Source organism: Psychrobacillus sp. Z3-81 (assembly GCF_056620325.1).
In genome coordinates, this window is the sequence record NZ_JBWQPU010000015.1 from 42,208 (window position 1) to 60,999 (window position 18,792).

The window sequence follows — 18,792 nt, forward strand, 5'->3', positions numbered from 1 at the left end:
GAGGGGTGAATGGAATGAAAATGAAGCAGAGAAAACAGTGGCTCACCTTCATTTCTATAGTAATAGTAATCGGAATAGGTGTCGCTTATGCATTCATGACTTCGAAAAGCCAGGTCATCACCGAAACCGATGTGAGAAATCAGCTTTCTTCCCTGTATGACGCGGAAGTAGCGGATGTTCAAAAAACGAAGGATGTTTATACAGCAGTCATTACAAAGAGTGGGTCTGCATACTTGGTTGAAATGAATCCAAAAAATGGTGAAATTTTTTCATTACAGCCTACAGAGGAGCAACCAGTTTCGAAGCAAGTACATTCAACAAGTTCCAATATTTCCGACAAGGAGAAGGAGCTTCCGTCTAGTACTAAGCCAAAGTCACAGCCGGATTCAACTAACAAGCAACGTACCAGTACAAGCCTTTCAAAACCAGGAACGGCAAAAGAGGACAAATCTGTTTCACAGGATGAGAAGGGAAGTAAAAATAATGCTGGTAGGCAAAAGCAAGAGACAGGTACTGTGAAAGAGCAGGTTTCTAGCGAAGGACTTCCAATAGATGAAACTCAGCCTGCTACACTTTCTGGAGAAACAGTATCTCAGCCTACTAATACCGAGGCTGTCGCACCTAACGATACAAAGCAACCCTCTTCAGAAGAAAAAAAGGATGAGCAGACAAGTGCTGAATCAACGAAAGAAACAGTGAATGATAGCAAGGGGGCACCTGTACTCACAGGGGAAAATGCTATCACCATAGCAACAGTGGATGAGTCAAAAACCGACGTATCAGCTAAGGAAACTCAGCCGTCTACCATGTATATTTCAAAGAAAGAAGCGATTCGGATTGCGCTTGAACAGTACAAAGGCTCCTTTGAAAAATTGAGTTTTGAAAAGAAAGAGGATGGCGGTTTTTATTTAGTTACGTTAAAGGACATCACAAGCGAAAAAGACTCCAAGGAAAAACAAAAGGCTACCGTACAAATACATGCTATCTCTGGCAAGATCCTTTCAGTCACATGGGAATAGATATTTCTCATGAATTTCTCATTTTTCTCTAAGGTTCCTCTCATCTAGAAGAATTATGATGGAGTTACAAATAAATAAGTATTCTGTTGCGAAAGCAACACATTATAAAAGGGGAATTTCATAAAGGCAACCAACCATTTTTTATGAAATTATAAACGACCTACCAATATGACCATGTTCTATTTTCCCCGTAGAATATGGTTTTTTATTTTGGATAAAGCACAACAAATGTGGTAGTTGCTTTTGATAAGAGATAAGAATGGGTATAAATAAAGAGACGAAGGGGATTATGCTGGATGATAGACTCTTAAAATTCGTTGCAAGTAAAGTAGCCTATCGTGCAGTTAAATATCTTGCTATTTAGTATTCTAAGTCTAAGCACTTTTTTAAAACGAAGAAAGAAAAGAAAACTGCCGTTCACCAGATGAACGACAGTTTTTTAAACGTATACTTATTTTTTCTTTCCTTTTGTTAGTCTTCCTAATAGGAATGCGCCTGCTGCAACACCAAGGACTGTGTTTGTGCGTTTGTTGAATACTTGTTTTGCAACTAAATTTAAGTTGGCAGGACGCTCTGCTAAGCGACGCATGAAATATCCGTACCAGTCTTTCCCGAACGGAACATAGGTTGTAAAGTTATAGCCTTCTTTTGCAAGCAGTTCTTGCATATCAGTACGGAAGCCATATAGCATTTGGAATTCAAATTTATCGTAAGGAATGTTATGTTCCTTTATAAATTGCTTTATTTCATTAATCACATGATGATCATGTGTAGCGATGGAAGTAAATTTCCCGTTTAGTAAGTGCCATTTAATTAATTCAACATAGTTTTTGTCGATTTCCTCTTTTGTTTGATAAGCTACATCTGCAGGCTCTTTGTAAGCACCTTTTACAATACGAAGACGGAAGTCCTTATATTTTTGGATGTCGTCTGCTGCACGGAAGAAATAAGCTTGAATCACTGTACCAACATTATCAAAATCCTTTGATAGCTCGTCTAATATATCAAAGGAAGGCTGAAGATGCTTGTTCGACTCCATATCGATATTGATAAACATATTATATTTTGCAGCAGCCTCTACAATTTCCCGAAGATTTTGTAAAGCAAAATCATAATCTATATCTAAGCCTAGCTGAGAAGGCTTTAGGGAAATATGAGCGTCTACTTGATGCGTATGAATAGCTTCTACTACGTTTAAAATTTGTTCTTTCGCTTCTAGCGCTTCCTCTTTTTCAAATACAAATTCTCCTAGATTATCAACAGTACAAGAGATTCCAAGTGCATTCAATTTTTTAATGCTTTCTATTGTTTCTTCTATATTAGTTCCTGCAACTACACTTTGTGCACCCATTTTTAAACCATATTTTTTTGCTGCTCCATTTAACAGCTGATTTTCAGATAAAGCCATAAAGATATCTTTTAACATAATGATGCTCCTATCTCTATATTGATGTCTTATTATATCATATAAATGATATTCTTGTGCACGTTATGCAAGGGGAACCCTTCTATTTATGACATGATGCAACAAGAAGATGAAGTTCATGTCTAGTATATTACTTTTTTATTACTGATAGTATATTTGTGTTTTCCTAGCTTAACTCTGGGTATTCAAAGGATGAGTATCGTGTTTTTTAGTGTGTACAAAAGTGTACTTATTAGTCGATGCTTACACTGAAAAAGGAGGCATAAATAGTATGAAGCAAAAGGGTATGAAAGCAACGGCAGCCACTGCGTTACTATCAGCAGCAATCTTAGGAGGACCTATGGCTGGAAGTGCTCACGGAGGGCCTGGTCACGATAAGGGACATTCAAAGGATTACAAACAATCCTATCAAACAATGGAAAACTACAAGCAAAAGGATAAGCGAGATAAACACTGGAAGAGGGAAGGGCACAGAGACCGAGGAGATCGTGGCTTCCGCCAATCAAACTTTGATAGACATGGTGAGAACTCAAAGCATGTCGAGCAAGTACAAAATAGAGACAACGGGAGAGTGGAAAGTGCAAATTCCCAAAGAAAAGAGAATGCTAAGAGCAGAGTGGACAAGGTAAGAGCAGACAAGCCGAATAAAATTATTCCTACTCCTGCACCAGTACCAGCAGTAACGGTCGCTGATGTGAATGCCTTTGGAGACGAACATGTCTTACCATATGTGGATGCGCTGGATAAAGCGGAGGCAAATGTAGATTGGGAAGGCATTCAAAAGAATTCTAGAGTCCTTTCTGCAAATGTCAAGAAAGTGGCAAAGTTAATCGACAAGCTAGAAAACAGTGAAGAAAAAGCAAATCTGATCAACAGCTATGTAGTTGCTGGAGAAGAGGCATTGTCAGACGTAAAGCTTGCGCTTAAAGCACATAAAACCCTACAAAATGCTGAAAATCAATATGCAAAGGGGAAGGCAAATAAAGCGGTATGGAAGTTAATCAAAGCAAAGGTTCTAACAAACAGACTAGATCGTGGAGCCGATGACCCGCTTCAAGCCGACCTGCAGTCTAGAATAAATAGTTTACAAGCGAAGGTTAAGGAATCTTACAATACGAATGTGGATGAGGTTTCTCTCTAGGGGCTTAAAACACGGAAAGCACTTATGATTCTTCTGTACTGGCAAGAATCATAAGTGCTTTTAAGCTACTACTGTAACTGGGGATTCCAGTTAGGTTTGAAGGTGTTATAGGCTGTCACCAGCTATGTTCCTCGACTGTAAATTGATTTATTGCTGAGTAATCAAGCTCATATCCAATGCCGTATCCAGAGGGAATAGCGATACAGCCATCTACTGCTACAATCTCTGGGGTAATTATATCCCTCTCCCAATATCGTGAGGAGCCTGAGATATCTCCAGGAAATGAGAAGTTCGGTAGGGAAGCAAGAGCAATATTATGGGCTCTTCCAACTCCTGCCTCTAGCATTCCTCCGCACCAAACAGGTACGCCAGCTTGCAAGCAGTAGTCATGAATCTTTTTAGCCTCTGTTAACCCTCCGACTCTTCCGATTTTAATATTGATAACCTTTGCGCTGCCAAGCTCAATAGCCTTTCTTGCATCCTCTAAAGATTGAATGCTTTCGTCTAAGCAAATAGGTGTTTTTAGTTTCTTCTGTAATGCCGCATGGTCCACAATATCATCAAAGCCAAGAGGCTGCTCAATCATGAGGAGGTCAAATGGATCTAGCTTCTGTAATAGCTCAATATCTTGCAGAGTGTAAGCAGAGTTAGCATCAGCCATTAACGGAATATCAGGAAATACCTCTCTAATAGACTGGAGCAGTTGGACATCTTCTCCTGGTTTAATTTTTACTTTTATTCGCTTATAGCCGTCTTGTAAATGGGCTTGGATTACCCTTTGTAATGCTTCGAAGCTATTCTGTAGACCAATGCTGACACCAACCTCGATTTTCTTTCTTGTACCGCCCAAGGCCTGCGACAGGGTTTGCTTATTCCTCTTTGCATATAAGTCCCAAACAGCTCCTTCCAGTGCTGCCTTTGCCATATTGTTTCTACGAATAGAAGAAAAGCGTTTGCTAATCTCATCTGGATGTTCGATATTTTGATGAAGTATTAGAGGGATTAAAAATTCCTTCATTATATGAAAATTCGTTTCGACCGTTTCTTCGGTATACCAAGGGGCGTGGAAGGCAACAGATTCTCCGTAACCGATGTTCCCAAGCTCATCCATCACCTCGACTAGATAAAATGGCTTGTCCTGGATACTGCCAAAGCTCGTTTGAAATGGGGATTTTAATCGCATCTTGAGTTTTCTTAGGCTGATCTCCTGAATATACATCTCTCTGATCTCCCTCTAGGATGAAATTTTTTCTTTCTTTATAAATTGGTAGTAGTTAACAGGCTCGTCTGTTTTACGTACCGCTATGATTGAATAGTCTTCATTGAATAAAACTTGCATAATCCTTCTAATTTGTAATCGCCATTTTAAAGCTAACGGAGGATCGGTAATCTTCATCTCCTCTATTAGTTGAGGGATAGGAACTTCATAACCCTCCTCGGTTGGCTGGAAAGTCGGGGGCTCTACTAAAATAGGATAATTTTTTTCTGTAATTGTAATTTGAAATGGTTGCATAAATGTCTTATTGTCCTTCATGCGTTTGTTCCTCCGCTCGTTCACTTTAAAACTGCCAACATAAGTTCCATTAATACTCGTCTGCTTCTTCAAACAAAAAGTGGCTAGGTATATTTTGATACATTTGCTGTCTGTGCTTGAATGCTTCCTTTTGTTCCACTATTAATCCTGCAACAATCGCATTCATAAATGAAAATAAAGGAGATACTACATCGAAGGTAGATTTGTTTTGAGAATAAATAGGGAAAAGTACGTCACTATGTACATGGATCGGAGCGAGCATAGAGTCGCTGATTCCTATGATATAAGCCTTTTGCTTTCTAACAAGTTCGGCAATTTGCAGTGTTTCCTTCAAGTAACGATGGAAGGAAATGATAATTACCACTGAATTCGCATTCATTTGGGTAATTGTTCGAATAATGTCTTCTGTATCTGGACGCATGAAATGCACGTTTTCTTTTACTAGACCAATAGAGAAGGATAGCCAATTGGCAGCGGAATACGATGTACGAAGGCCGAGTACGTATACTGTTTTTGCTTTTGAAAGTCGTTGTACAGCAGCGTAGTAGGAAGCCTCGTCTATCTGGTTCATCGTTGTCAGGATAGATTGGCGGTCCTTTTCCATCACCTGCTTGTGGAAACTACTTTCTTGCTCTAGTTTGATTTCCGTATGCTGGTATGGAGTAAAGGTGGGCTCGTTAATAAAGAAGTGCTCGCGCATTAATTTTTGTAGCTCTACATATCCCGAGAAGCCAAGTGTGTAGGAGAATCTGATAATAGTTGATTCACTTACCCCGATTCTCGCCCCTAATTCCGAAGCTGAGCAAAGAGCAATATCTCTGGGATGATCCAGTACATAACTAGCTATTTTTTTTTGGCTTTTGGACATAGAGACGAAGTTATCTCGGATAAGATCATGAAGTATCAATGTTGTTCTCCTTTTTGAAGCTATCTCGTTATTTGTGTTGTCTTTTGAAGTATGCGCTTCATTTTCTATTATTGCTTAATTTATCATAATATTCCATCAAAAACAATGTTATTTTTATATTATAGAAAGAAAGAAGCCTCCCGGGGTGGGGAAGCCTCTCTGACATTCGACCATTTATTTATCCTCTTCATCAGGTCCATCTTCCTCTAGGGGATAGACAGGTCCTCCTTCTCCAATCATATTAAGAGCTGCTATCTCATCCAAATCCATACGTCTGTTCATTTCTTCTGAATCGACAGGATTTCGCTTAATTGAAAATGACCTCCTAGCTTTTTTACTAATATATTCGAAAAAGGGTCATTAAAGTCCGAAAATATTTTAAACAGCGAAAATTTTGATTAAAAACCCATTTTGGTGTCTAACTCTCTATAGAAATAAAGAAGATGCTTACTTTACACAATTTTGCTTGGTTGAAAGTATACAGAAAATTGTTAAAATGGAGGTGGGAGGAGGTTATGGAATGAATGCGACGGATTTTGTAAAAGGGATGAATAGTAGTATTCATAGTGTGGAAGAGAGTTTTCAACAACTGAAGAAAGGCTCAGCACTAACGAAGACAGAGCAGCTTCAAATGATGCAGGCGCTTTTAGAGCTTAGCCAACGTATCAAGCTTCTTGAGATGCATATCGAAATACAAAAAAACGAGGGAGACCATTAGCCCCCTCAAGTTTTATTTAGAGAGCTCTGCAAATATGTCAGGGAGCTCTGTTATCTTTGCGTGGCAAGCATGCTGTTCACATATTTCTATTTCCACTTGCTTAGTAGCATCATGACGAATAAACCAAACGTCATAAGGCCTGAATGTTGTATTTAAAAGCATTAGAACCTTCTCTATATTGGACCCAGTAATTTTAATTTCCCTATTCTCTGAATAAAGTGCTAGCTGTGTGCATAGCAAGGTTAATGTGGAGGAAGGATAGTTAGTTATTTCGTCGGCAAATGTAAGGAGTGTTTTCTCCACTTTATTCATTAAATCTATATCGTTTGTTAGTTTGGCTAATCTCCAAAGTTGAAGCGACGCAACCCCGTTTCCTGATGGTAATGCATTGTCAAACGCTATTTTTTGGCGAACAAGTAGTTTTTCAGCCTCGATATCTGTAAAAAAGAAACCACCATTGATGGGATCTGCAAATTTCTTCTCTATTTTGTCAGCGATGTCCTTTGCTTTCTCTAGATAGTGGACTTTGCCCGTTGCCTCATACAATTCTACGTAGCTCCATAATAGGAAAGAATAGTCATCCAAGTAGGCAAGATATTTCTTCTCTCCGTCTCTATATCTGGCATATAGTTGATCATGATCCATTAAATATTTCTCAAGGAAGGAGATGGCTCTTTTTGCCTTTTCTAACAAGCTGCTCTCATTAAATGTACCAGCAGCCTTGGTCAGAGCTACAATCATTAAGGCATTCCAAGAAGTCAGTATTTTGTCATCCAGGTGCGGGTAACTTTTGGCTGCTCTTCTTTCTAATAAAATCTTTCGTGACGCCTCTAAACGTTCCTCTAATTCATCCAGAGAGAGTTGGAATTCTTCTAGTAGAGCATCGACATCCGTAAAAATAAGGTTAGGTATATTGTTACCATCAAAGTTTCCTTCTTCGGTAATATCATAAGCATTGGCAAATAACGAACCCTCTTCTTTTCCAAGCAACTCTATTATTTCATTGTAGGACCAAATATAATAGGCGCCTTCTTTTCCATCACTATCCGCATCAATTGCTGAATAGAAGCCCCCTTCTGGTGAAGTAAGCTCTCTATCTATAAATTCCACAGTATTTAAAACGATTTCCTTATATTGAGGAATCTTTAAAATTTGATAAGCCTCCGTATATGCAAGGATGAGGAGGGCTTGATCATATAGCATCTTTTCAAAGTGAGGGACTAGCCACATTGGGTCGGTTGAATATCTGGAAAATCCGTATCCTATATGATCATATATGCCACCTCGTGCAATGCTGTTTAAGGTAGTTTCCACCATATTTAATGCCACGGGGTCCTTCTTCACCTCATAATAACGCATGAGAAAGAGAAGCTGACCAGGGGTAGGAAATTTAGGTGCACCACCAAATCCACCGTACTTTTCGTCATACATACTTCTAAGCTGTTGAAATGCCTCCTCTGTTATAGTCGGAGGAAGGGTTCCAGGGTCTTTTGATGAGCTGTTATGTAATGCAGTCATTAATCTTTTTGTGATGTCTCCAATCTTTTTATGATTTTTATTAAAAGCATTGGAAAGTTGCGGGATGAGCTCTAGTAAGCCGGGACGACCGTGTTTATCTTCCTTGGGATAATATGTTCCTGCAAAAAAGGGCTCTTGCTCAGGAGTCAAAAAAACATGTAAAGGCCAGCCGCCTTGACCAGTCAGCATTTCACATACATTCATGTAAAGCGAGTCTATATCTGGACGTTCTTCTCTGTCTACTTTTATGGAAATAAAGTGCTTATTCAGTAGTTCGGCAACTTCTTTGTCTGCAAATGATTCTCTTTCCATCACATGACACCAATGACAAGTGCTATAGCCTATGCTGACAAATACCGGTTTATTTTCTTTTTTTGCTATTTCAAAGGCTTCTTCTCCCCAAGGGAACCAATCGACCGGGTTATGCGCATGCTGTATGAGATAGGGAGACTTTTCATGTAATAATCTGTTTGCCATCTGTTCACCTGCTTTTTTAGATTCTATTTAAACCATTACCCTATTACACATCAACTCACACAGGAAGAGGAGAAAAATGCTAATAAGTTGTGTCAACTTTGGAACGCAAAAAAAGTTAAACCTTTCAAGAAAATATTTGACACTCTATAGTAAATCCTGTAAATTAACCTATGTACGAACGTTTTAGTTATAATTTATATAAAATATTCGGTTTTAGGAGTGTTTTAAATGGAAAATGTGTTTGATTACGAGGATATTCAATTAATTCCTGCGAAATGTATAGTGAAGAGTAGAACAGAATGTGATACAACCGTTACACTAGGCGACCATACCTTTAAGTTGCCTGTTGTCCCTGCGAATATGCAGACAATTATAGATGATAAGATCGCTCTTTATTTAGCGGAAAATGGCTATTTCTATATCATGCATCGGTTTCATCCAGAAACACGCACGAATTTTATAAAGAAGATGAAGGAGAGAGGATTAATTGCCTCTATCAGTGTAGGCGTGAAGGAGGAAGAGTATCAATTTATCGAAGCGCTTGCTGAAGAAAATTTGGTACCCGATTATATTACAATAGATATTGCACACGGTCATTCGGATGCGGTTATTCAGATGATCAAGCATATAAAAAAATATTTGCCGAAAAGCTTTGTCATAGCAGGAAACGTTGGAACTCCTGAGGCAGTAAGAGAGTTAGAGAATGCTGGTGCTGATGCAACAAAGGTAGGGATAGGACCAGGTAAAGTCTGTATTACAAAGATAAAAACAGGCTTCGGCACAGGAGGCTGGCAGCTGGCAGCATTACGCTGGTGTGCAAAGGCAGCAAGTAAACCGGTTATAGCTGACGGAGGAATTCGAACACATGGCGATATAGCAAAGTCCGTACGTTTTGGAGCTTCCATGGTGATGATTGGCTCTCTATTTGCCGGTCATGAGGAATCTCCGGGAGAGACAATCGAAAGAGGCGGGAAGCTTTACAAAGAATATTTTGGTTCTGCTTCTGAATTCCAAAAGGGTGAGCGTAAAAATGTAGAAGGTAAAAAAATGTTTGTAGAGTATAAAGGAAGCTTAGCGGATACACTGCAAGAAATGGAGCAGGATTTGCAATCTTCTATTTCCTACGCTGGTGGCAAGAAGTTAGACGCTATCCGTACCGTGGACTATGTGATTGTGAAGAATTCCATCTTTAATGGGGATAAAATTTACTGATAGAGATAATTTGCCTCTGGGGATATAAGGGATGCCCTTTATTCTCGGTTGGCTGGGATTTATTCTCGTTCGAAGGAAGGTTACTCTCGATTAGGTTCGGTTTATTCTCGTTTAGGGGAAGGTTACTCTCGTTCATCAATTTTACTCTCGTTCAGAGGATGTTTACTCTCGGATAGCCATGGTTTATTCTCGTTTAGAAAAGTAAAGGTTTTGAGTAACTTTATGAAGATAAAAACAAATGAGAATCAGTAGGTAATGGTTGCTTTCGGAGGACGCTTTCCGCGGGGAGAGCGGTGAGCCATAGCCGAACGCCTACGCGCGCCGTTGCTATGTCTCACCTGACCTCATCTTCCCGCAGGAGTCGCCGCCTTCGCTTCCATTAGTGTGGAGTTCGTATAAATAAATTCTTCTATAGAGTGGAGCCAAGTAGTATTTCCTTCTATAGCTAAATTTTTTTAAAAAGCTCCAAGCTTATATAAAAACTAATGGTTAGGAATAAGTGAAAAGAATAGCAAATAACTAATTTTTGGAAGTGAGATTAGCAAGCTAATTCGCACTTCCTTTTTTATTGTATCAAGTTATTTATCCTTTAAGGAGTGTCTTTAACATCTCGATTCTCAGCATAATAGCAATACTGCTTTAATTTAGGTGGTCTTTCCAAAATCGCTGTCAAAACAAGTGGTTATGTCTTCAGATATCGCACGAAGTTCTTTCTAAAGAAAATAGAAATGGGAAATTATGATAAAATGAATTCTATAAGGTGGTGGATATAGTGCAAACAAATGCTTTATTCTATAAAATCCAAAATGGAACTGTTTCTACTATAGACTATATCAATTGGTCGCAAACCTTATTAGAAAACACTGTGTCATCGCCATCCGTAAATATTATATCTTCCTTATCTTTTAACGAAAATATTTTCAAAGCGGAAGCTTATTTTAATAGAGCTTTAAAAGAGTTGGCGTTACAGAAACCATCATATGAGAAATGTGCGAGAGCCTATATAGGTCATTTAGCAAATAAAATTATAAAAGAAAATGACCATACCGTAATACTTGATTTAGCTTATATGATTTTTCGGATTGTGTCTGTGGATTTACGCTATCCAGATGATTTGTTTGGGTGGTATGAAATAAGTGAAATGATTGACGAGCTACGATATGGTGATAATCCTTTCAAGTTTAATAAGGAAGAAGTAATATCGAGGATTAAAGATGAGGCAGACGAATACTTTGATAAATGATTAGTACTGCTTATTTCGCTAACAAGTACGTTGATCTCGGAAGGTCTAATGATGTGATATGTTTAAATTTCATCAACTTGCTACGGGGGAACTTATGAAGACTCATTATTATTTAGGTTGGTTTAATAATTTTTTTCCAGATAATCTAGGCAGTGTATTACAGGAGGATATTACTGATAGAAAATCGCTTGCTATGATTAGCTCGAATCCATTATGTTCTGAAGATGATGGTGCTACTGAACGCTCGTGGTTGGACCAGGCCGGTATTATATTTGATGAATATCATGTAATTAATTACCGTATACAGAAGGAAGATGCCCAAACCTTCATACAAAATGCTTCAGTTATTTTCTTGTTGGGTGGAGATACACTTAAACAAAATAGGTTTCTAATGGAATATGGATTGTGGGATTCGATTAAAAAAAGCAGAGCTGTTGTGATGGGAGCAAGCGCTGGTGCGATCAATATGTCAGCTAAATGGTTATGTTCAAAAAACTTTGGCTATCCAGTAGAAAAAAGCTCGGTTTACGATGGAATTGGCCTTGACGATTTTTCCGTCCTGTCTCATTTTGATCTAGAAAATAACATGGCAATGGTTCAAGTAGAACTGACTCTCTTATCGGAAGAAATTAATATTTATGCGTCTAACAAAGATTGTGCAATACGTGTAAAGGGAGATAAAATCGATATTTTAGGCAATGTATATTTAATTTCCCACTCAAAAATTCAGAAATTGGATGCGACGCTTTAGTAATGTGGTAAACCAATCCGATTTGTAGGTTAGTTGCATAACGTAGCGGAGAACCTAAGCGTAAAAAGGAAGAAGCCCTTATGATTCTTATCAAGATTAAGAATCATAAGGGCTTTTCACTTGTTTTGTCCCGGCCTATTTTGCTTGCTATATATTTTGTTAAGTAGCAAGGGGAGTAGGCTTCTCCCACCAACCTATTGGTTTTGTCACTGCGTCTCTATTTTTGCTTATCATAAAATATTTTCCCGGGGTTCAGTATTCCTTTGGGATCGAATACCTTTTTTAACTCCTTCATAATGTCTATTGCTAAACCATGCTCTGCATCTTGATATTTTCTTTTTCCTAAGCCTACACCGTGTTCACCTGTGCAGGTTCCTCCGAGTTCAATAGCCTTCAGAGCGATTTTCTCATTGGTAAATTCAGCTTTCTCCAACTCTTCTTTGTTGTTAGGGTCATACATGACAATCGTATGGAAGTTGCCGTCTCCCACGTGACCAAAAACCCCATCCATTAATCCACTTTCTTCTATTAAGATGCGACCGAACACAACCATGTCAGCTAGCTTGGAAATTGGAACGCATGCATCTGCTCCGGTATTCACTTTTCCTTTTATATGCTTGTAGGAATATGCAAGCTCATGTCGTGCTTTCCATAGGTCTGCACGTTCCTTTGGAGTTTGGGCTCTTACCCAGTTCTCACATCCAAGCTCCTTCATCAGCTCCTCCACAACGAAAGCCTCTTCCTCTGCTATGTTAGGTGTACCTCCAAATTCAAAGAATAGGGAATGCTGCTCTGGAAAGTGGTAGCCCCCATAGCTATTCACTTGCTTAATACTATCTGCATCTACTAATTCCATCCGCATAACAGGAATTCCATAAGATAGTACCGCTTGAGCTGCTTCGGCACATGCCCTCGGTGTTTCAAAGGTACAGCGTGCTGCAATTAATTTTTCTGGTATGCCGTGCAGCTTCAGTGTGACTTTGGTGATGATGCCCAATGTTCCTTCAGAGCCTGCAATAATGCCATTTAGATGATAGCCGGAGGAGGATTTCTTGGCTTTGGACCCAGTGTGTATGATTCTTCCGTCTGCAAGGACTAGCTCCATATCTAAAATTTGTTCTCGCATGGAGCCGTACCGTACTGCCGTGGTCCCACTTGCATTGTTCGCTACCATCCCGCCAATAGAGGCATCTGCACCTGGGTCGATTGGGAAGTATAAACCATGCTTGTTCACGTACTCGTTTAATTGGAGTCTAGTTATACCTGGCTCCACCGTTATCAATAAATCCTCCGGTGAAAATTCTACTATCCGATTCATTCTCTCTAAATTAATCGAAATGCCTTTTTTTATTGGAATCGCCTGCCCCTCTAAACCAGAGCCCACTCCAAATGGCGTAACGGGGATTTCATATTTGTTCGCCAATTTCATCAAAGCTTGAACATCTTCCACATTCTCTGGGAAACATACAAAGTCTGGCTCCACAAACTCATAAGGAGATTCGTCATGGCTATGACGGAAAAGCTCTGATTCACTGGTGCTTATTTTTTCTTTTCCAAGTTCAGCGATAAAAGTATTTAATAGGTCCTGTTGCATCATAACTCTCCTTCTATTCGAAAAATTCTAAATATATATTTACAAGGATAATAGCATACTATATTATTTGTGTATACAGTATACAGGAAGGAGATAACTTCTCTTGAAAAAGTTGTTACCACGGGAGTCTCTGGCTGATCAAGCATATAAAGCGTTGAAGGATGCGATTATTCAAGGGACACTTGCTGAAGAAGAAGAGTTACCAGAAGAAAAGCTAGCATTAGACTTAGGGATTAGCAGAACTCCTATCAGAGAAGCGATAAAAAGGCTTGCTAGCGAAGGACTGGTCCTGCTGAATAAAGCCAAGCCTGCAACTGTCGCAACTTTTACAATGGAAGACGGTTTGCATTTCATGGAAATTAGAAGACTGCTAGAGCTATATAACATTGAGAAAAATGCCCAGCTTATCTCGGATTCTATACTGTTTGAGCTACAAGGAAATTTAGAAGAGCAGGAACAATCGATCAAAGAAAAGAAATATCATGAATTTATTGATTTAGACCGAGAATTTCATTTATTGATTGGGAGTATTGGAGAAAACAAAAAGCTTACCATGCTGTTAAGAGATGCAAACACAGGGGTAAACCGAGCGTTTCTTTTGCTTTCCAAAACACTAGAGATGGCTGCGGATGACGCATATCTAGAGCATAAAGAAATTTATAAAGCTCTTCGGAATAAAAGTACGGAGCTTACAAGGCAACTCATGTCCAATCACCTAGAAAAAGTAGAAAAAAGATTTTTATTATACTTTAAGGAGGAAGAAAAATGAGAAAGCTACTAGGTTTATTGTTAATTGTTACGATGATTTTAACTGCTTGTGGAAGACCGACTGCATCCAATTCTGGAGACGGGGAAGAATACAAGATTCGAATAGCCTATCTAGTGTCAGAGGAGCAATCTACACATTTGGCGGCACTGGATTATAAAGAAAAGCTTGAGGAACGATCTGAGGGAAGAATAAAAGTAGAGTTATATCCAAATGGTCAATTATATGCATCTGACCGCGAAGCAATTGAAGCAGTTCAATTAGGGAACATTGAAATGACCATCCCAGCGGTAGCACCGCTTGCATCCTTTAATGATAAATTCATGGTTTTTGACCTACCATTCTTATTTAACGACCATGATGCAGCCTACCGAGCACTGGACGGAGAGCTTGGACAAAAGCTTTTAGCAGAATTAGAGAGCAACGACATGAAGGGACTTGTATTTGCAGAAAACGGCTTCCGCCATATGTCCAATAATAACGGACCAATTGAAGGTACTGCAGATTTAAAAGGATTAAAATATCGAACACTTGAAAACCCAGTACATACAGATACCTTTAAGGCATTCGGGGCGAATGCTTCACCATTTGCATTTGGAGAGCTTTATACAGCACTTCAGCAAAAAACATATGATGCAATGGAATCTCCAATCTCTTTATATTACACAAACAAATTTTATGAAGTACAAGAATACTTAACATTATCAGGACATGTGTATGCAGCAACAATTTTGTTAATGAATAATGACTTTTACAATGACTTGCCAGAGGACCTTCAAAAGCTAGTAGTAGAGGCTTCAGAGGAGTATAGAGAAGAGCAGCGTTTGATTGCACAGAAACAAGACGTAGAATTTTTAGAGAAGCTAGAAGAAGAGGGCATGAAAATAAATGAATTAACAGAGGAACAAAAGAATGAGTTCCGCGAAGCAACAAAGTCTATCTACGATAAATATACCTCTCAGATTGGAGAGGACTTGGTAAACATGGCACAGGAGGCAAATAATCAATAAAGAGGTGATTAGTTTATGCTCAAGAGATTATCAAAAATAGAGGAGTTTTTATTAGTCATCTCTCTAGCAATTATGGTTATGCTTATTTTCGGCCAGGTTGTCGGGAGGAAAGTATTTTCTTCGGCTCCTAGCTGGACAGAGGAAATGGCTCGATATATTCATATTTTCCAGGTATGGATTGGAGCAAGCTATGCGGTAAAGCTGAGACAGCATATACGAGTGGGAGCGTTTATCACACGCTTCCACGGCAACTTCCGAAAGTTCCTGGAAATTTTATCTGCTTTAGTGTGGTTTGTAATGGCCTTATTCTTAGCGGTTTTTGGAACGGAGCTAGTACTTAGCAGTATAGAGCATGGACAGCTGGCACCCGCAATGCAAATCCCTATTTGGATTGCTTACCTAGCAATTCCTCTTGGTGGAGCAGGCATGGCTATTCGATTGTTGTTCCAAATTAGAGATGTGCTAAGAGGGGATTATGAGAAGCCGAAGGATGAGGAGATGATCGCATGACAGTCGCTTTATTATTCGGGACGTTATTCATTTGTTTATTAATCGGTGTTCCAATAGCTATTTCACTAGGAGTTTCAGCTTTGGTTGCCATTTATTATGGGTCCACACTGCCACTTGGAATTATTGCACAAAAAGCATTTACATCATTGGATTCCTTTCCGCTTCTGGCAATTCCTTTCTTTATGCTTGCTGGTGTTTTGATGAGTAAGGGTGGGGTTTCCAAAAGATTATTGGATCTCGCTGCAGCAATGGTTGGTTGGATTGTCGGGGGACTTTCCTTGGTTACGGTTGTGGCTTCGATGTTTTTTGCTGCGATATCAGGATCGGGTCCTGCAACTGTTGCAGCAATTGGTGGTTTCATGATTCCTGAGATGAAAAAGAAAAAGTATGACGGTGGTTTTGCAGCAGCTGTTTCTGCATCTGCAGGCTCTATCGGTGTAATTATTCCGCCTAGTATTCCGTTTGTTCTTTACGGAGTAATAGGAAGTGTCTCTGTTGGCAGTATGTTCTTGGCTGGGGTAATTCCTGGGATTCTTGTTGGGATTATGCTGATGATTACTGCATACTTTATTTCAAAAAAGCGTGGATACAAAGCAGAAGCCACAGAGGTTTTTACATTTAAGCGAGTATTAATAGCTACATATGATGCTAAATGGGCACTTCTCATTCCCGTAATTATATTAGGAGGAATATATGGAGGATTCTTTTCTCCGACAGAGGCTGCTGTTGTGGCAGTGGTGTACTCTTTAATTATAGGATTGTATGTTTATAAGGAGCTTACCTGGAAATCTGTTTATGAGTGCTTCCGAGAGGCAGTTGTAATTAATGCGACTACGATGATTATTATTGGACTTTCTGTGTCGTTTGCCTATTTTATGACGTTGGAGCAGGTGCCTAGCGATATTTCCGCATTTTTAACTGATTTATCTACGAATCCGATAGTTATTTTAATTGCAATTAATATTTTGTTGCTTATCGTTGGTATGTTTATCGATACAATTTCTGCATTGGTTATTTTAACGCCAATTCTATTGCCGATTGTGACGGCAGTAGGGGTGGATCCGATTCACTTTGGAGTAATTTTAGTGACAAACCTGGCTATTGGTTTTATTACGCCACCGCTAGGTGTCAATTTATTTGTTGCTTCGAGTGTGGGGAATGTGAAGTTTGAAAAGATTGTGATGGCGATTATCCCATTCTTGTTATCGATGATTGTGACGCTTCTTGTCATTACGTTTATTCCTAGTCTTTCGACGTGGTTACCGGGGTTGTTTAAGTAATAGGTTTGGTGATTTTGATAGTTGATGGCTGCTTTCATGCGTTACTACTACGAGGGTTGTTGTAAAAAGCTGGCTATAAATATGCTTAAGTTATACAAATAGTAGCCATACCTGTTGATGGTAGCGTAGGTGGCGACTCCAGTGGGAGGAGGGAGACAGGCGAGACAGCACATCCACACGCGTAAGCGTTGGGTGCTGGCTCACCTTGAGGAGGGAAAACTAAGAACGTCACATCGTGTGACAACGTTTTCCTGACCAACATCCTGTTGGCCTCACGGAAATCGTCCACCAGAGCGAACATCAACTACTAGTTGTTACTTTAGTAGATGTTATCTTTCTTACCTGGATGTATACCCGTTGGACAAGTCATATATTGCAGTAGCGCTAATAATATTCACTGCTATGAATAATTATTTTTATATAAAATCAACTCAGTTGGTTATTAATAAGTTGAAAGAAGGGTTTGTATGTCTTTATCTATTAACCCTAGAGCGAAGGCTTTAGAGCAACCAGGGATTCGTCAGTTTTCCAATCAATTAGTCCATTATCCTGATGCAGTCAATTTGACAATCGGACAGCCGGATTTTCCTACGCCTGTAGCAGTGAAGAATGCTGGTATAGCTGCCATACAGAATGATTACACTGGCTATTCTCATAATGCAGGCTTATTCGAACTGCGTGAGGCTGTGAATAACTTTTTCACAGACAAGTATGGATTTTCTTATGATCCTATGAAGGAAATTGTCATTACCAATGGGGCTAGTGAAGCAATAGATTCTGTGTTTCGAACAATTCTGGAAGAAGGGGACGAGGTTATTTTGCCAGCTCCTATCTATTCTGGCTACGAGCCTGTCATTGAGCTTTGCGGTGCAAAGGTTGTTTATTTGGATACAACAGATACTGGTCTTCAGCCGAATGCGAAGCGACTAGAAGGTTTAATTAATGAAAAAACAAAAGCTGTTCTTTTTAATAATCCTTCCAACCCTACTGGAGTAGTTATTCAAAAGGAACAGATGGATGAATTGGTGCAAGTGCTAAAGGACAAGGATGTATATATTCTTTCAGATGAAATATATAGTGAAAACACATTCTTAGGGGCGCATGTTACCTTTGCTGCATATAAAGAAATTCGCTCTCAGCTTTTCTATATTCATGGTGTTTCGAAATCACATTCTATGACGGGGTGGAGAATCGGATTTATCATGGGTCCTGCAGAGACGATGGAGCATGTAGTAAAAGTGCATTTATATAATTCGATTTGTGCTTCCTTACCAGCTCAATATGCTGCGATTGAAGCGCTAACAAATTCTAAGGATGTTCCAGAGGAAATGAACAAGGAATATATAAAAAGAAGAGACTTTATTTACAGTAGGCTTCTCGAAATGGGACTGCCTGTGGAAAAACCAAATGGAGCGTTTTATATATTTCCATCTATAAAAAAATTCAGTATGCCTTCGTTTGAATTTGCCACCAGATTATTAAAGGAAGGTGGAGTAGCGGTAGTACCAGGGAGTACCTTTACTCCATATGGAGAAGGATATATCCGTATTTCTTATGCTTATTCCATGAGCATTTTAGAAGAAGGACTTAATCGGTTAGAAGCGTTCATTCAAAAGTTAACGTAGGCCAGCGACATGCTTCGCTGGTTTTTTCTATTAAAGTATTGTTTTCCTGAAATAGGAATTG

General features: G+C 39.2%; 17 protein-coding genes. 11 read left to right on the forward strand and 6 right to left on the reverse strand.

All coding sequences use genetic code 11. The features are described 5' to 3' along the window. Positions 1-14 precede the first annotated feature (14 nt). Entirely contained in the window at positions 15-1,019 is a 1,005-nt protein-coding gene (locus AC1ECF_RS14765; RefSeq protein WP_480390191.1) for a PepSY domain-containing protein, read from the forward strand. 451 nt (positions 1,020-1,470) lie between these two features. Here AC1ECF_RS14765 and AC1ECF_RS14770 read toward each other — a convergent pair whose 3' ends face one another. Next, positions 1,471-2,445, reverse strand: a complete 975-nt coding sequence (locus AC1ECF_RS14770) for a proline dehydrogenase family protein (protein WP_480390192.1) — start codon at positions 2,443-2,445, stop codon at positions 1,471-1,473. A 271-nt stretch (positions 2,446-2,716) separates the two neighbouring features. Here AC1ECF_RS14770 and AC1ECF_RS14775 point away from each other — a divergent pair, with 271 nt between their 5' ends. Beyond that, on the forward strand, positions 2,717-3,586 hold the full coding sequence (locus AC1ECF_RS14775; protein WP_480390193.1) for a hypothetical protein: 870 nt from the start codon (positions 2,717-2,719) through the stop codon (positions 3,584-3,586). Positions 3,587-3,701: 115 nt separating this feature from the next. Here AC1ECF_RS14775 and menC read toward each other — a convergent pair whose 3' ends face one another. The 3 genes from menC to AC1ECF_RS14790 are packed head-to-tail and all read right to left on the reverse strand — an operon-like array spanning position 3,702 to position 6,027. Then, positions 3,702-4,805: an o-succinylbenzoate synthase gene (menC, locus tag AC1ECF_RS14780; RefSeq protein ID WP_480390194.1), complete on the reverse strand. Its 1,104-nt coding sequence runs from the start codon at positions 4,803-4,805 to the stop codon at positions 3,702-3,704. Between the two features lie 15 nt (positions 4,806-4,820). After that, the gene (locus tag AC1ECF_RS14785) at positions 4,821-5,120 is read right to left on the reverse strand and encodes a hypothetical protein (RefSeq protein ID WP_480390195.1); all 300 of its coding nucleotides are present in this window, start codon (positions 5,118-5,120) and stop codon (positions 4,821-4,823) included. A gap of 49 nt (positions 5,121-5,169) precedes the next feature. Next, on the reverse strand, positions 5,170-6,027 hold the full coding sequence (locus AC1ECF_RS14790; protein ID WP_480390196.1) for a MurR/RpiR family transcriptional regulator: 858 nt from the start codon (positions 6,025-6,027) through the stop codon (positions 5,170-5,172). A 520-nt stretch (positions 6,028-6,547) separates the two neighbouring features. Here AC1ECF_RS14790 and AC1ECF_RS14795 point away from each other — a divergent pair. Further along, complete coding sequence (locus AC1ECF_RS14795; protein WP_480390197.1) at positions 6,548-6,745, forward strand: hypothetical protein; 198 nt, start codon at positions 6,548-6,550, stop codon at positions 6,743-6,745. A 12-nt stretch (positions 6,746-6,757) separates the two neighbouring features. On the opposite strand, the gene AC1ECF_RS14800 is transcribed toward AC1ECF_RS14795, so the two are convergent. After that, a complete protein-coding gene (locus AC1ECF_RS14800) occupies positions 6,758-8,740 on the reverse strand; it encodes a thioredoxin domain-containing protein (RefSeq protein WP_480390198.1) in 1,983 nt (660 codons plus the stop codon). Between the two features lie 228 nt (positions 8,741-8,968). On the opposite strand from AC1ECF_RS14800, the gene guaC reads away from it, so the two are divergent. From guaC to AC1ECF_RS14815, 3 genes are all read left to right on the forward strand, one after another. Beyond that, positions 8,969-9,952: a GMP reductase gene (gene guaC, locus AC1ECF_RS14805; protein ID WP_480390199.1), complete on the forward strand. Its 984-nt coding sequence runs from the start codon at positions 8,969-8,971 to the stop codon at positions 9,950-9,952. A gap of 772 nt (positions 9,953-10,724) precedes the next feature. Then, positions 10,725-11,195: a hypothetical protein gene (locus tag AC1ECF_RS14810; protein WP_480390200.1), complete on the forward strand. Its 471-nt coding sequence runs from the start codon at positions 10,725-10,727 to the stop codon at positions 11,193-11,195. Positions 11,196-11,289: 94 nt separating this feature from the next. Beyond that, positions 11,290-11,946 carry a Type 1 glutamine amidotransferase-like domain-containing protein gene (locus AC1ECF_RS14815; RefSeq protein WP_480390201.1) on the forward strand — a complete coding sequence of 219 codons (657 nt, stop codon included), beginning with the start codon at positions 11,290-11,292 and terminating at the stop codon, positions 11,944-11,946. A gap of 217 nt (positions 11,947-12,163) precedes the next feature. Here the strand turns inward: AC1ECF_RS14815 and AC1ECF_RS14820 are convergent, their stop codons facing one another. Next, entirely contained in the window at positions 12,164-13,540 is a 1,377-nt protein-coding gene (locus AC1ECF_RS14820) for an FAD-binding oxidoreductase (protein WP_480390202.1), read from the reverse strand. 103 nt (positions 13,541-13,643) lie between these two features. On the opposite strand from AC1ECF_RS14820, the gene AC1ECF_RS14825 reads away from it, so the two are divergent. The 5 genes from AC1ECF_RS14825 to AC1ECF_RS14845 all read left to right on the forward strand — a co-directional run bounded on the left by AC1ECF_RS14825 (position 13,644) and on the right by AC1ECF_RS14845 (position 18,731). Further along, complete coding sequence (locus AC1ECF_RS14825; RefSeq protein ID WP_480390203.1) at positions 13,644-14,309, forward strand: GntR family transcriptional regulator; 666 nt, start codon at positions 13,644-13,646, stop codon at positions 14,307-14,309. Continuing rightward, positions 14,306-15,316, forward strand: a complete 1,011-nt coding sequence (locus AC1ECF_RS14830; protein ID WP_480390204.1) for a DctP family TRAP transporter solute-binding subunit — start codon at positions 14,306-14,308, stop codon at positions 15,314-15,316. The genes AC1ECF_RS14825 and AC1ECF_RS14830 overlap by 4 nt, the downstream gene beginning before the upstream one ends. A gap of 15 nt (positions 15,317-15,331) precedes the next feature. Next, positions 15,332-15,826, forward strand: a complete 495-nt coding sequence (locus AC1ECF_RS14835) for a TRAP transporter small permease (protein WP_480390205.1) — start codon at positions 15,332-15,334, stop codon at positions 15,824-15,826. Then, positions 15,823-17,106 (forward strand): TRAP transporter large permease, encoded by a 1,284-nt coding sequence (locus tag AC1ECF_RS14840; RefSeq protein ID WP_480390206.1) that lies wholly within the window; start codon positions 15,823-15,825, stop codon positions 17,104-17,106. The genes AC1ECF_RS14835 and AC1ECF_RS14840 overlap by 4 nt, the downstream gene beginning before the upstream one ends. A 467-nt stretch (positions 17,107-17,573) precedes the next feature. After that, positions 17,574-18,731 carry an aminotransferase class I/II-fold pyridoxal phosphate-dependent enzyme gene (locus tag AC1ECF_RS14845; protein ID WP_480390207.1) on the forward strand — a complete coding sequence of 386 codons (1,158 nt, stop codon included), beginning with the start codon at positions 17,574-17,576 and terminating at the stop codon, positions 18,729-18,731. Positions 18,732-18,792: the final 61 nt, after the last annotated feature.